This is a genomic window from Burkholderia sp. AcTa6-5 (assembly GCF_017815075.1).
GTDB classification, from domain to species: Bacteria; Pseudomonadota; Gammaproteobacteria; order Burkholderiales; family Burkholderiaceae; genus Burkholderia; species Burkholderia sola.
Window position 1 is genome coordinate 43768 of sequence record NZ_JAGIQE010000022.1, and the last position, 14381, is coordinate 58148.

Genomic DNA, 14381 nt, shown 5'->3' on the forward strand with positions numbered 1-14381 from the left:
GTAGGTGATCAAATTAATTTGTGGGACTTTTTTAGGATAGTGGTAACACTACCGATATGCGCGCTTTGGAAGGATGATTCGAATCGCGTTGCAAGCCCCGGCGGATAAGGGTTTCCGCTAATTTCGACGCACTGTCGAAAGGTCGTTTCAAGCGAGTCGCGCGGGCATTTCGATTCGGTATTTTGTGACCTGGATCATTGAATGAAACGCGCGTGACACCACGCGCGTTTCGTCGCCCCACATGAACGGTTCAAGCGGCCGAAACGGTGTTCAGGCAGCCGATGCGCGCCATTCCGCATCGAGCGCGGCGACCAGCTGCGACGTCGTCAGCGCATCGCCGCGCCGCCGCGCGAGCGGCGCGCCCTGGCCGGCCCACAGCGACAGGTAGTCGCCGTCGTTCGCGCGCGCGGCCGCCTGCCGCAGCGGCTGGGTCAGCGCGTTCTGCACCGGATACGGTGGGACGTCGGCCACGTGCTCGCCGAGCCGCGCCATCAGCGTGTTGCGCAGCCCGCGTGCGTGACGGCCGGTGATCGCACGGGTGACCTGCGTCGACGTATCGGCGCTCGCGAGCAGACGCGCCTTCCAGTCCGCGGCGATCGCGCTTTCCGCGCACGTGAGGAACGCGGTGCCGAGTTGCGCGGCCTGCGCGCCAAGCGCGAGCGCGGCCGCGATGCCGCGGCCGTCCATGATGCCGCCCGCGGCCAGCACCGGCAGGCCCGTCGCGTCGACGAGCTGCGGGACGAGCGCGAGCGTGCCGATCAGCGCGTCGTCGGCGGCACCGATGAAGGTGCCGCGGTGGCCGCCCGCCTCGGCGCCCTGCGCGGAGATCGCGTCGGCGCCGGCCGCCTGCCACGCGAGCCCTTCGGCCACGTGCGTCGCGGTGCCGATCACATAGGTGCCGGCGGCTTTCAGGCGTGCGACGTCGGCTGCGTCGAGCACGCCGAACGTGAAGCTCGCGACCGGCACGCGCAGCGCGACGAGCGCATCGAGCTGCGCGCGGAAATCGGGCGCGTAGCGCGCGGGCGCCGTGCCCGGCGGCAGGCCGAGCGTGGCGTTCAGCGGGTCGATCGCCGCCAGCGCGCGCGCGACGGTCGCCGCGTCGGGCGCAGCTTCATCGGGCAACACGAACAGGTTGATCGCGAACGGGCGATCGGTCGCCGCGCGGATCGCGGCGACTTCGGCGTCGATCCGTTCGGGCGCGAGCGCGCCGGCGCCGAGGCTGCCGAGCGCACCGGCATTCGATGCGGCGGCGACCATCGCGGTCGTGGTCGCGCCGACCATCGGCGCCTGCACGAGCGGCAGGCGCAGGCCGAAGCGTGCGGAAAAGGGCGTGGAAAACGAGCGGGCAGACATGACGAATCCCTCGATGACGATGCGCGAAAGCGCTTTGTAAAGGCCGACCCGTCGACTCTATCGAAGCGGCGCGGCGCCGAAAAATGAAAAATCGAGATCGAAACGATCGCTGCGCGAGAAGCGGCCGCGTGCGCTGCAGCAGCGGGCGATTGGTGGCACACTAGGCCGCCTCTTTTCATCCCCGGGGGCGCCTCCCGCACCCCGCACGCCAGGAGTTCAGAACGTGACTGCCCAATGGATCGACATCCCGACCGGTAACGACAGCTTCGGCGGCTATCTCGCCCTGCCCAAGCGCGGCAAGGGCCCTGCCGTCATCATCATCCAGGAGATCTTCGGCGTGAACGCGCACATCCGCGCGGTCGCCGATCAGTACGCGGCCGACGGCTTCGTCGCGCTCGCGCCGGACGTATTCTGGCGCACGCAGCCGCGCGTCGAGCTGACCTACGAGGGTGCGGATCGCGACAAGGGCATCGAGCTGCTGAAGAAGACCGACGTGGGTCTCGCGGTCGCGGACATCGTCGCGGCGGCCGACGCGTTGCGCGCGCGCCCCGAAGTGGCCGGCAAGCTCGCCGCGATCGGCTACTGCTTCGGCGGCCAGCTCGCGTATCGCGCGGCCGCGACCGGCAAGCTGGACGCGGCGGTGGCCTATTACGGCGGCGGCATCCAGAATGCGCTCGACCTCGCCGGCCAGGTCACGCAGCCGATCCTGTTCCACTACGCGGAAAACGACCACGGGATTCCGCTCACGGCCGTCGATCAGGTGAAGGCCGCATTCGCCGGCCGCGGCAACGCTTCGTTCCACGTGTACCCGGGCGCCGAGCACGGCTTCAACTGCACGGACCGCGCGTCGTACAACCAGCGCGCCGCGGCGCTCGCGCACGGCCGGACGCTGACCTTCCTCGCCGAGCATCTCTAAAAAGGCCCGGCCGCGGGCCCGGCGCACCGGGCCCGCGTTATGCTCGCACCATCGCCACGAGTCACAACGGGGGTGACCGCGATGCACTCGGACTATCTCGCGCATGACGCAATCGGCCTCGCCGCGCTCGTGCGCGACCGCCACGCCAGCCCGCGCGAACTGCTCGACGCCGCGATCGGCCAGGCCGAAGCGGTGAACGGCGCGATCAACGCGATCGTGCTGCAGGACTACGAAGCCGCGCGCGCGCGTGCGGCGGCCGCGCCCCAACCCGGCGCCGACGCGCCGTTCGCGGGCGTGCCGTATCTCGTCAAGGATCTCGGCGCGGCGGTCGCCGGGCTGCCGCTGTCGATGGGCAGCCGGCACTACCGGTACTTCGTGCCGGCCGACGATTCGCCGGTGATCGCGCGCAGCCGCGCGGCGGGCCTGAACGTATTCGGCAAGACCAACACGCCCGAGATCGGCCAGATGCCGTACACGGAACCGGAACTGTTCGGCGCGTGCCGCAACCCGTGGAATCTCGACCACACACCCGGCGGGTCGAGCGGCGGCGCGGCGGCGGCCGTCGCGGCCGGCATCGTACCGCTCGCGCATGCGTCCGACGGCGGCGGCTCGATCCGCATTCCGGCGTCGTGCTGCGGGCTGTTCGGGCTGAAGCCGAGCCGCAACCCGGTGCTCGTCGACCTGCCGTCGAACGGCGAACTCGTCGTCCAGCACGCGGTGTCGCGCAGCGTGCGCGACAGTGCGCTGCTGCTCGACGTGACGACCGGCCAGACGCTGCCGCCCGGCGCGCCCGGCACCTTCCTCGGCGCGCTCGATACGCCGCCCGGCCCGCTGCGGATCGGCCTCGTCGTCGATCCGATGCTCGCGCCGGCACTCGCCGACGACACGCGCGCGGCGCTCGACGACGCGGCCGCGCTGCTCGAATCGCTCGGCCACCGCGTCGAGCCGGCGACGCTGCCGATCGACTACGCGCGCGCGGCCGAAACCTTCCTGACGCTGTGGGCGACGATCGCCGAGGACATGGTGCTCGGCGCACGCGCGCTGACCGGCCGCACGCCCCGGCGCGGCGAATTCGAGGCCGCGACGTGGGCGATGGCGGTGGTCGGCCGGCGTCTCGCGCGCACGCGCCTGCCGGACGTGCTCGAATGGCAGCGCCAGCTCACCGTGCAGGTCGCCGGTCTCGTGTCGCGTTACGACGCGATCCTGTGCGCATCGCTCGCGGGGCCGCCAGTGAAGATCGGTGAATTGCAGCCGACGCCGTTCGAATCCGCGCAGATGAAGCTGCTCGCCGCGCTGCCGGTGAAGCCGCTGCTGAAGGAAATGCTCGCGAAATCGTCGGAGAAGGCGTTCGCGTGGGCCGGCTGCACCGAGCTGTTCAACCTGACCGGGCAGCCGGCGATGTCGGTGCCGCTGTACTGGAATGCGCGTGGGTTGCCGATCGGCGTGCAGTTCGCCGCGCGCCACGCCGACGACGCGCTGCTGCTCCGGCTCGCGCGGCAGCTCGAACACGCGCGGCCGTGGTTCGACCGCCGTCCGCCGCTGATGCAGGCGCAGCGCTGATTCGGCGGCTTGCGCCACGCGGCATGCGCGGCGCGTCACGATAAAAAAGCCCCGCCGGCGCAAACCGGCGGGGCTTTCACGCAGGCAACCGCGTGACGGCGCTCGTTACACCGCGAGCCGTTCGCAGATCGTCCGCGTCGCGACCGCTGCGTTCAGCGTATAGAAGTGCAGCCCCGGCACGCCCGCGTCGATCAGGCGCTGGCACAGGCTCGTGACGACGTCCGCGCCGAACGCGCGGATCGACTCGCGATCGTCGCCGAAGCTCTCGAGCCGGCGCGCGACCCAGCGCGGCACTTCGGCGCCGCACATCTCGGAGAAGCGCATCAGCTGCGAGAAGTTCGTGATCGGCATGATGCCCGGCACGATCGGCACGTCCACGCCGAGCTTGCGCGTGTCGTCGACGAAGCGGAAATACGCATCCGCGTTGAAGAAGTACTGCGTGATCGCGGAATTCGCGCCGGCTTTCACCTTGCGCGCGAAATTCTCGAGATCGGCCTTCGGCGAACGCGATTGCGGGTGGTACTCCGGATAGCCGGCGACCTCGATGTGGAACCAGTCGCCATGCTCGGCGCGGATGAAGCTGACGAGCTCGGACGCATAGCGCAGCTCGCCGACCTCGCCCATCCCCGACGGCAGGTCGCCGCGCAGCGCGACGATGTGCCGGATGCCGTGCGAGCGGTACTGGTCGAGGATCGCGCGCAGGCTGTCGCGCGACGAGCCGATGCACGACAGGTGCGGCGCGGCCTCGAGGCCGTCCTTCTGCATGTCGAGCACGGTATCGAGCGTGCCCTGCTGCGTCGAGCCGCCGGCGCCGAACGTCACGGAGACGAATTTCGGCTTCAGCGGCAGCAGCTGCGCGCGCGTGGCGCGCAGCTTCTCGACGCCGTCCGCCGTCTTCGGCGGGAAGAATTCAAACGAGAGTTCGATCGGTTTCATGATTCGATGGGGTTGAGCCTGCGCCCGCTCGCCGTCAGCCGATGTCGCGCTGGCCGAAGATCAGGGCGGACAGCAGCCACGACACGATGCTGTACAGGATCGAACCGAAGAACGCGGACCAGAACCCCGACACCTCGAAGCCCTTCAGCAGCGACGACGCGAACCAGAAGCACAGCGCGTTCACGACGAGGATGAACACCCCGAGCGTGACGATCGTGACCGGCAGCGTCAGCAGGATCAGCACCGGCCGGATCACCGTGTTGATCAGCCCGAGCACGACCGCGACGATCAGCGCGGTGCCGAAGCTCTTGATGTGGATCGACGGCACGAGGTACGTGATGATCAGCAGCGCGAGCGCGTTGATGACCCAGGTGAGAATGACGCTCATGGAGGGCTCCGGTTCGGTTGTCGATCGGTACGATCGGTGAGCGCCGCCGCGCCGTGCGCCCGCCACGGGCGCGCACGGTGCGGCGGCCGCCGCGCATCAATAGCGGTAGTGGTTCGGCTTGAACGGGCCGTCCTTCTGCACGCCGATGTACGCAGCCTGCTCGTCCGACAGCACCGACAGGTTCGCGCCGATGCGCGCGAGGTGCAGGCGCGCGACCTTTTCATCGAGATGCTTCGGCAGCACGTACACCTTGTTCTCGTACTCGTTGCCGCGCACGAACAGCTCGATCTGCGCGAGCGTCTGGTTCGCGAACGAGTTCGACATCACGAACGACGGGTGGCCGGTCGCGCAGCCGAGGTTCACGAGGCGGCCTTCGGCCAGCAGGATCACGCGCTTGCCGTCCGGGAAGATGATGTGGTCGACCTGCGGCTTGATGTTTTCCCACTGGTACTGGCGCGTCGACGCGACGTCGATTTCCGAGTCGAAGTGACCGATGTTGCAGACGATCGCGTTGTGACGCATCGCCTTCATGTGATCGTGGTTGATCACGTGGTAGTTGCCGGTCGCCGTCACGAAGATGTCGGCCTTGTCCGCCGCGTATTCCATCGTCACGACGCGGTAGCCTTCCATCGCCGCCTGCAGCGCGCAGATCGGATCGATTTCGGTGACCCACACGGTCGCGCCCAGGCCGCGCAGCGACTGCGCGCAGCCCTTGCCCACGTCGCCGTAGCCCGCGACGACCGCGACCTTGCCCGCGATCATCACGTCGGTCGCGCGCTTGATGCCGTCGACGAGCGATTCACGGCAGCCGTACAGGTTGTCGAACTTCGACTTCGTGACCGAATCGTTCACGTTGAACGCCGGGAACGGCAGGCGGCCGTCCTTTTCCATCTGGTAGAGACGGTGCACGCCGGTCGTGGTTTCTTCGGTCACGCCCTTGATGTGCGCGAGGCGCTTCGAGTACCAGTTCGCGTCGACGTCGAGGTGCGCCGCGATCGACTTGTACAGCGCGACTTCTTCCTCGTTGGTCGGCTTCGCGATCACCGAACGGTCCTTCTCGGCCTTCGCGCCGAGGATCAGCAGCAGCGTGGCGTCGCCGCCGTCGTCCAGGATCATGTTCGCGAATTCGCCGTTCGGCCATTCGAAGATGCGGTGCGAGAACTCCCAGTATTCGTCGAGCGACTCGCCCTTGAACGCGAACACCGGCGTGCCGGCTTCGACGATCGCGGCCGCCGCGTGATCCTGCGTCGAGAAGATGTTGCACGACGCCCAGCGGACGTCCGCGCCGAGCGCCTTCAGCGTCTCGATCAGCACGCCCGTCTGGATCGTCATGTGCAGGGAACCGGCGATGCGCGCACCCTTCAGCGGCTGCTGCGCCTTGTATTCGTCGCGGATCTGCACGAGGCCCGGCATTTCGGTCTCGGCGATGTTCAGTTCCTTGCGGCCCCAGCCGGCCAGCGCCATGTCGGCGACGACGTAATCGTGGGAAGCCTTGGAATCGATAATGGCGTTCATCACGCCCTCCTTTCTAAAAAGTTTCTAGATTGGTGACGTGAGCGCCGTTCAGGAAGCGGGGCCGGCGCGACGGTCGCTCGAAACGATCGCCGCACGGCTGCTTGGTGAAGCCTTCCGAGCCTGGCGGACGCTGATGGTCCGTCGCAACGCTCCTCGGAAAACGGAGGGGATTGTAGCAAATCGGCGCGCGAAATGCGCAACGACGACGCGTCGGCACGAGACGCGCGCGGCGCGGGCACGCGCGGCCGTGGCCGAAAGGGCAGGACTTCGGGGTCAGGACTCCGCGCCGACCCACGCCTGTTCGCGCAGCCGTGCGCGCAGGCGCGCGACGGCCTGGCTGTGGAGCTGGCATACGCGCGATTCGCTCACCTCGAGCACCGCGCCGATTTCGCGCAGATTCAGACCCCGTTCGTAGTACAGCGACATCAGCAGCTTCTCGCGCTCCGGCAGCCGCTCGATCGCCTCGACGAGCGCCTCGCGCAGGTGCTCGTCGAGCAGCGCCGACAACGGATCGGCATGATCGACGCGATAGCGGTCGAGGAACGGCTCGTCGTCGGCCGCGCGATCGAAATCCTCGTAGTAGATGAGCTGGCTGCCGTGCAGGTCCTGCAGCATCCCCTGGTATTCGTCGAGCGGCATGTTGAGGTGCTGCGCGATCTCGGTCTCGCTCGCCGAGCGGCCGAGGTGCTGCTCGACCTGGTGCACCGCATGCTCGACCTCGCGCGACGTCTTGCGCAGGCTGCGCGGCAGCCAGTCGTTGCTGCGCAGCTCGTCGAGCATCGCGCCGCGGATGCGCTGCGTCGCGTAGGTCTCGAACTGCGCGCCCTGGTCTTCCTTGTAGCGGCCGGCCGCGTCCATCAGGCCGATCATGCCGGCCTGGATCAGATCGTCGAGATCGACGCTCGCCGGCATCTTCGCGACGAGTTGCAGTCCGAGGCGGCGCACGAGCGGCGCATATTGCGCGAGCACGTCGGCCTGGGACATCTTTCCTTGAGCGTTGTACATCATGGCTCCCTCCTTCGGGTGGCGCTCACGCGGCGTGTGCCGCGCCCGCCTCATACGACGGCTTGCCGCCGGCGTGGACCGCGCGGCCCGCGCCCGAACCGGGGCGCATCGGCCAGTACAACAGGTCGGCGGCAATCTGCCGGTAATCGCGCGCGGCAGCCGACGACGGGAACGCGTCGACTACCGCATGCATCAGTTCGCGGGCGTGCTCGACGAGCGGATCGGCGCTCACGCAGCCCGCGTCGGCGATCGACACGGTCAGGTAGCGGCTCGCAACGCCCGCGAGGTTGTCGAAGGCCGTCTTCGCGTCCGCGTGGCTGGCGACCTGATTGGTCAGCACGCGGAACTGCGCGAACGCGTGCGCGAAATGCAGCCGCTTCATGCACGCATACGCCTCGGTGATCGCCTGCACGGCAACCCGCGTGACGATCAGCACGTCGTGCGCTTCGCGCGCGAGCGCCGACAGCGATCCGTCGGTGCCGAGCTGCGCGTCGACGAGGACGATGTCGGCCGGGCCGTCGATGAAGTCGCTCAGCTGCGCGTCGCTGTAGCCGGCGCGCGCGAGCTGGGCGGCGCCGCACAGGCCGAAGCCGGCCGCCACCCGCGTGCGTTCGCCGTCGCGCAGCCACGCGCCGGCGAGCGTCGCGCTGGCCGAATGCACGTCGGCGCGCTCGTCGACGACCAGCACGTCCTTGCCGAGCGACGCGAGCGCCGCCGCGAGGTTCACCACGGTGGACGTGCAGCCGACGCCCGCCGGCCCGCCCGTCACCGCGACGATGCGCGACGCGCGCCCGGCCAGCAGGCGCCGCAGCCCTTCGGCCTGGTCGATGATCCGTTTATCCAAATCGCACCTCGTGCAGCTCGGCGGTGGAACGTGCGGTCAGTGCGGAAAGCAGCGTCGGCATGTCCTCGTCTTGCGGCACGAAGGGCGAGCCGTCGCGCGGCACACAGAACGCGCTCTTCAGCAGGAATTTGGTCGACGCGACGTACAGGTTCTCCGGCACCTTCTGGCCGGTCGACACGTAGTGGACCGGCAGCTTGTAGCGGATTACCGTGTCGAGCACGCTGCCGAGGTGGGTCGCCTCGTCGAGCTTCGTGAGGATGCAGCCGGCCAGGTCAGGGTGCTCGCCCGCGCTGCGGTACGCCTGCACGACTTCGTTCAGCGTATCGCCATGGCTCGTCGCGTTCAGCAGCAGCAGGCGCTGCACCGGCGCGTTCGCGCCGTGCAGCATCGCGATCTGGTCGGACACCGCGCGGTCGCGCTGGCTCATGCCGATCGTGTCGATCAGCACGATGTGCTTGTTGCGCAGCTCGGACAGCGCGAGCGCGAGGTCGCCCGCATCCTTCACCGCGTGAACCGGCACGCCGAGGATCTTGCCGAAGATCCGCAGTTGCTCGTGGCCGCCGATCCGGTAGCTGTCGGTGGTCAGCAGCGCGACCTTGCTCGCGCCGAAGCGCATCACGCAGCGCGCGGCCAGCTTCGCGGTGGTGGTCGTCTTGCCGACGCCGGTCGGCCCCATCAGCGCGAACACGCCGCCGCGCTCCATCAGCGCGTCCTCGCTGTCGAGCACCGGCAGGTTCGATGCGAGCACCGACTGCGCCCATTCGGCGGCCTGCTCGAAGGTCTGCGCGCCGTCGCCGGACGGCAGGTTGTCGACCAGCATCCGCACGAGCTGCGCGGAAAAGCCGGCCGCGAACAGGTGCTTCGTCAGCGCGCCGTGCACGGCGCTGCGACGCTGGCGGTCGTGCCACATCAGGCTGTCGAACTGCTCTTCCATCATCCCGCGCAGCTCGCCCAGCTCCTGCATCACCGTGTCGTTGACGATCCGCTCGATGCGCGACTTCACCGCATCGGCCACCACGGCGGCCGCGTCGGCGGACAGGCGCGTGCGGTCGGTCTGCTTGGCGCCGTACGCGGCGCCCGTGTCGGCTGCGCGCTTCGCCGCGGCCGGCGCTCCGGCGGCCGGGATCCGGCGCTCGGCGTCGCGCACGATGTCGCGCGCCCAGTCGGGCGGCGTCGCGCGGGCGGCGGCTTGCGGCGCGGGCGCGCTCGCCTGCGGCTCGGCGGGCGCCTGCGCACGGGCGATCAGCGCGTCGCGCTGCTGCGTCAGGCGCTTCGCGTGCTCGACCAGCCACGGTGCGGGTTCGGAAGTGGCGGCCGGCGATCCGGCGGCCGGCGATCCGACCGCGGCCGATGCAGCGCTCGACAGCGCTGCCGCCGCGGGCGCGTCTGCATCGATCGACGCGGGGTGCGCATCCGCGTCTTGCGCGTCGGCGCTCGCGCCGAACACGGACGAGAACACGTCCGGCAGCCCGCCTTCGCCGGCCGCATACGGATTGGCGGCCGGGCGCGGGGCGATCCCCGGGCGCGACACGATGCCCGGCACGGCGGCGGCCGGCACGGAGTCCGGCACGCGCGACGTGGCGAGGCGCCCACGCGCGGCCGGCGGCGCCACCGCGGCGAGATCCGAATCGGCGAGTGCAACGATTTCGACGCTGCCGTCATCGAGCGTGCGGTTCGACAGCACGACCGCGTCGGCGCCGAGCGCCTCGCGCACGAGACGAAGTGCGTCGCGGCTCGTTGCGCCGGTGAATTTGCGAATGTTCAAGCGGAACCCCCGATGACGTTAACGACTTTGATCGTGCGTGTGTCCGGCACTTCGGCGTACGACAGCACTTTCAGTTGCGGCAGGCTGCGGCGCAGGAAACGCGCGAGCATCGCGCGCAGCGCGTGCTGCACGAGCAGCACGGGCGGCAGCCCGAGATTCTGTTGACGCAGCATCGCTTGCTGCGTGCCGGTCAGAAGGTTGTGCGCGAGGCCGGGTTCGAGGCCCGGGTTCGCGCCGGTGGCGAGCGCCTGCGACAGCACGCGCTCCAGGTTCGCGTCGAGGCCCATCACCTGCATTTCGCCGTTGCCCGGATACCACTGCTGCGTGATCGCGCGGCCGAGCGAGAGCCGCACCGCGGCCGTGATCTCGAACGCGTCGCCGCGGCCCGCATGCTCGGACACGGCCTCGAGGATCGTGCGCATGTCGCGAATCGGCACGCCTTCCTCGAGCAGGTTCTGCAGCACCTTCTGCAGCGTGGTGAGCGAGATCGTCTTCGGCACCAGGTCCTCGACGAGCGACGGCGCGTCCTTGCCGGTGCGCTCGACGAGCGCCTGCACTTCCTGGCGGCCGAGCAGCTCGGCCGCGTGCTGGACGACGAGATGGTTCAGGTGCGTCGCGACGACCGTGCTTGCGTCGACCACCGTGTAGCCGTACACCTGCGCCTGCTCGCGCAGCGCGACGTCGATCCACACGGCCGGCAGCCCGAACGCCGGGTCCTGCGTGACGGCGCCCGGCAGCGCGGCCGTCACCTGGCCCGGGTTGATCGCGAGCCACTGGCCCGGGAACACTTCGCCGAAGCCGATCTCGACGCCCTTCAGCGCGATCCGGTACGCGTTCGGCCGCAGTTCGAGGTTGTCGCGGATATGGATCACCGGCGGCAGGAAGCCGATTTCCTGCGCGAATTTCTTGCGGATGCTCTTGATGCGCTTGAGCAGCTCGCCGTCGCTGTTCTTGTCGACGAGCGGGATCAGCCGGTAGCCGACTTCGAGGCCGAGCGGGTCGATCAGCTGCACGTCGTCCCAGGTCGCTTCGTGGCTGTCGGCCGGCAGCACGGCGGGCGGCGCGATGTCGGTCACGTCGCCGGCCGCCTTGCGGGCCGCCGCGCGCTTGGTCTGCGTGCGCGCCAGCCAGATCGCGCCGCCGCCGAGCGCGAGGAACGCGAAGTGCGGCATGCCCGGGATCAGCCCCATCAGCACGATGATCGCGCCGGTGATGTTCAGCACGCGCGGGTTCGTGAACAGCTGGCCGGTGATCTGCGTGCCGATGTCCTCGTCGGTGGCGACGCGCGACACGATCACGCCGGCCGCGGTCGAGATCACGAGCGACGGGATCTGCGCGACGAGGCCGTCGCCGATCGTCAGCAGCGTGTAGTTGGTGCCGGCCGCGGCGAAGCTCATGTCGTGCTGGACCATCCCGACGATCAGCCCGCCGATCACGTTGATCGCCATGATGATCAGGCCGGCGATCGCATCGCCGCGCACGAACTTCGACGCGCCGTCCATCGACCCGTAGAACTCGGCTTCCTGCGAGACGGCCAGGCGCCGCTTGCGCGCCTGTTCCTCGTTGATGAGGCCCGCGTTCAGATCGGCGTCGATCGCCATCTGCTTGCCGGGCATCGCATCGAGCGTGAAGCGCGCGGACACTTCGGCGATCCGCCCCGCACCCTTCGTGATCACCATGAAGTTGATGATCATCAGGATCACGAACACGACGATGCCGACCGCGAAGTTGCCGCCGACGAGGAAGTGGCCGAATGCTTCGATCACCTGGCCGGCCGCGTCGGGCCCGGTATGGCCTTCGAGCAGCACGACGCGGGTCGACGCGACGTTCAGCGACAGGCGCAGCAGCGTCGAGAACAGCAGCACGCTCGGGAACGCCGCGAAGTCGAGCGGCTTCATCGTGTACATGCTGACGAGCAGCACCATCACGGACAGCGCGATGTTGAACGTGAACAGCAGATCCAGCAGCATCGGCGGCAGCGGCAGGATCATCATCCCCAGGATCATGCAGATGAGGATCGGGCCCGCGAGCGCGCGCAGGTTGGTGCCCGCGAACGGGTTCGCGCGCTTGCCGAACAGGCCGGTGGTCGGGGTGCTCATGCCGCGTTCCCTTGCTGGCCGAGGGCGTCCTCGGCTTCTTCACGTTCGTCGTCGGCGGCGACCGACGTGCCCTTGTCGAGTTCGGCCGGCACGTCGAGATCGACCGGCATCGCCGGGAACGCGCCGCCTTCCGAGCGGAAGCGCTTGAGCTGGTAAACCCATGCGAGCACTTCGGCCACGGCCGAGTACAGCGAACCGGGGATCTCGCGCTCGAGTTCGACGTTGTGATACAGCGCACGCGCGAGCGGCGGCGCTTCGAGCAGCGGCACGTTGTGTTCGGCCGCGAGTTCGCGGATGCGCGCGGCGACGAGGTTCACGCCCTTCGCGACCACCTTCGGCGCGCGCATCTCGCCGTCCGTGTATTGCAGCGCGACCGCGAAGTGCGTCGGGTTCGTGACGACCACGTCGGCCTTCGGCACGGCCGCCATCATCCGGCGCCGCGCAATCGCGCGCTGCTGCTGGCGGATCCGCCCCTTCACGTGCGGATCGCCTTCGTTCTCGCGATGCTCGCGCTTCACTTCTTCCTTCGTCATGCGCAACTTCTTGTTGTACTGCCAGAGTTGGTAAGGCACGTCGAGCCCGGCGACCACCAGCATCCCGGCGACCGTCGTGCCGCAGCACACGGCGACCAGATGCAGCGCATCGGGCAGCGCGGCGCCGAGCGGCTGCGTCGCGAGGCTGAGCAGCTCGTCCTTGCTGCGCCAGATCGCGATGCCGCCGATCCCGCCGACGACCAGCGTCTTCGCGATCGACATCCCGAGCTGGATCGGCCCCTGGATCGAGAAGATCCGGCCGAGGCCCGAGATCGGGTTCAGGCGGTCGAACTTCAGCTCGAACGTCTTCTGCGAAATCAGCCAGCCGCCGAGCGCCATCGGCGCGAGCAGCGCGGCGACGCCGGTGAGCGCGAGCAGCGGCAGCAGCGCGGCGAAGCCTTCGCGGCTCGCGCTGCCGGCCGCCGACAACATCCGGTGGGTGTCGAACGCGGTCGCGCGATCGAACGTGAACGCGCCGCGCAGCATCGCCTGCAGATGCCCGCCCGACGGGCCCGCGAGCAGCCACGCGCCGTAGAACCCCGCCGCGAGCAGTGCGAACGAAGCCAGCTCGCGCGAACGCGCGACCTGCCCCTCCTCGCGCGCCTTCTCGCGGCGCCTGGGAGTGGCGGCTTCGGTCTTGTCGAGATCGCTCTCGTCTGCCACGGGGCCTCCAGTCGGGTACGGCGGAATGCCGCTTTCCAGTGACACCGATTATTCATGGACGCGTCAAACGCCGATCGGTCGAGCAAAGCCGGGAAAGGGGGGTATTTCGGGGAATCGGGCGAGCGGCCGCGAACGCGGCCGGAACGGGGGCGGAGCGACGCGCGGCGTGGCGGAAAAACGGGACCGGCCGGCGCATCGGCGAGGCGGCGGCCGCAAGCGGAACGGCAGCGGCTTCACGCGCGGGGAACGGTGAAACGACGGACGGGAAAGAAGACGGGAAAGAAGACGGGAAAGAAGACGGGAGAGAAGCGGGAGAAGCGCGAGAAGCGGGGCAAGCAGGCCCCGACGCAACGGCGTCGCGCGTCGGTCGGGGCAGGCGTCGGTCAGACGGCCGGGATCGGGTCCGCGCCGAAACGGTTCGGGCCTTCGGTGCCGCGCGAGCACATCCACACGAGCAGCAGGATGCCGCCGACGATCGGAATCAGCGCGAGCAGCAAGAACCAGCCCGAGCGGCCCGTATCGTGCAGGCGGCGCACGCTGACCGCGATGCCCGGAATGATCAGCGCGAGCGACACCAGGAAGATCGCGCCGAGCAGCAGCAGCGTGATCAGGCCCGCATCGCGGCCGGCCGCGCCGATGATCTGACCGGCGACCGACAGCACGGAGGTCAGCAGCGCGAAATACCAGTATTCGGCACGACGCGCACGGCCTTCGAATGTTGCGTATTTATTCAGTACGGTACGAACGGCTTCGGAAAAATTCATTTTATTACCCTCCTGTTTTATATTGGCACCCCGGAAACAA

Annotated in this window: 12 protein-coding genes and 1 riboswitch; of the genes, 2 read left to right on the top strand and 10 right to left on the bottom strand. The window is 68.9% G+C overall.

What is annotated here, in order from left to right; genetic code table 11:
- Positions 1-270: 270 nt before the first annotated feature.
- The gene (locus J8I33_RS25630) at positions 271-1353 is read right to left on the bottom strand and encodes a nitronate monooxygenase (protein ID WP_209926138.1); all 1083 of its coding nucleotides are present in this window, start codon (positions 1351-1353) and stop codon (positions 271-273) included.
- A 223-nt stretch (positions 1354-1576) separates the two neighbouring features.
- On the opposite strand from J8I33_RS25630, the gene J8I33_RS25635 reads away from it, so the two are divergent.
- Positions 1577-2269, top strand: a complete 693-nt coding sequence (locus tag J8I33_RS25635) for a dienelactone hydrolase family protein (RefSeq protein WP_050011828.1) — start codon at positions 1577-1579, stop codon at positions 2267-2269.
- Positions 2270-2350: 81 nt separating this feature from the next.
- Positions 2351-3829 (top strand): amidase family protein, encoded by a 1479-nt coding sequence (locus tag J8I33_RS25640; protein WP_050012091.1) that lies wholly within the window; start codon positions 2351-2353, stop codon positions 3827-3829.
- Between the two features lie 105 nt (positions 3830-3934).
- Here J8I33_RS25640 and metF read toward each other — a convergent pair whose 3' ends face one another.
- From metF to J8I33_RS25685, 9 genes are all read right to left on the bottom strand, one after another.
- Positions 3935-4765 (bottom strand): methylenetetrahydrofolate reductase [NAD(P)H], encoded by an 831-nt coding sequence (metF, locus tag J8I33_RS25645; RefSeq protein WP_050011827.1) that lies wholly within the window; start codon positions 4763-4765, stop codon positions 3935-3937.
- A 34-nt stretch (positions 4766-4799) separates the two neighbouring features.
- Positions 4800-5153, bottom strand: a complete 354-nt coding sequence (locus J8I33_RS25650) for a phage holin family protein (protein ID WP_011882923.1) — start codon at positions 5151-5153, stop codon at positions 4800-4802.
- Between the two features lie 96 nt (positions 5154-5249).
- Complete coding sequence (gene ahcY / locus J8I33_RS25655) at positions 5250-6668, bottom strand: adenosylhomocysteinase (protein WP_050011826.1); 1419 nt, start codon at positions 6666-6668, stop codon at positions 5250-5252.
- A gap of 32 nt (positions 6669-6700) precedes the next feature.
- Positions 6701-6829, bottom strand: a riboswitch (S-adenosyl-L-homocysteine riboswitch).
- Positions 6830-6941: 112 nt separating this feature from the next.
- Complete coding sequence (locus J8I33_RS25660) at positions 6942-7676, bottom strand: RNA polymerase sigma factor FliA (protein ID WP_006484033.1); 735 nt, start codon at positions 7674-7676, stop codon at positions 6942-6944.
- Positions 7677-7698: 22 nt separating this feature from the next.
- Complete coding sequence (locus tag J8I33_RS25665; protein WP_124556831.1) at positions 7699-8517, bottom strand: MinD/ParA family protein; 819 nt, start codon at positions 8515-8517, stop codon at positions 7699-7701.
- On the bottom strand, positions 8510-10282 hold the full coding sequence (flhF, locus tag J8I33_RS25670; RefSeq protein WP_209939384.1) for a flagellar biosynthesis protein FlhF: 1773 nt from the start codon (positions 10280-10282) through the stop codon (positions 8510-8512). The genes J8I33_RS25665 and flhF overlap by 8 nt, the downstream gene beginning before the upstream one ends.
- Entirely contained in the window at positions 10279-12381 is a 2103-nt protein-coding gene (flhA, locus tag J8I33_RS25675; RefSeq protein WP_050011823.1) for a flagellar biosynthesis protein FlhA, read from the bottom strand. The genes flhF and flhA overlap by 4 nt, the downstream gene beginning before the upstream one ends.
- Positions 12378-13577, bottom strand: a complete 1200-nt coding sequence (flhB, locus tag J8I33_RS25680; RefSeq protein ID WP_050011822.1) for a flagellar biosynthesis protein FlhB — start codon at positions 13575-13577, stop codon at positions 12378-12380. Before flhB ends, flhA begins: the two co-directional genes overlap by 4 nt.
- 383 nt (positions 13578-13960) lie before the next feature.
- Positions 13961-14341 (bottom strand): DUF805 domain-containing protein, encoded by a 381-nt coding sequence (locus tag J8I33_RS25685; RefSeq protein WP_209939385.1) that lies wholly within the window; start codon positions 14339-14341, stop codon positions 13961-13963.
- Positions 14342-14381: the final 40 nt, after the last annotated feature.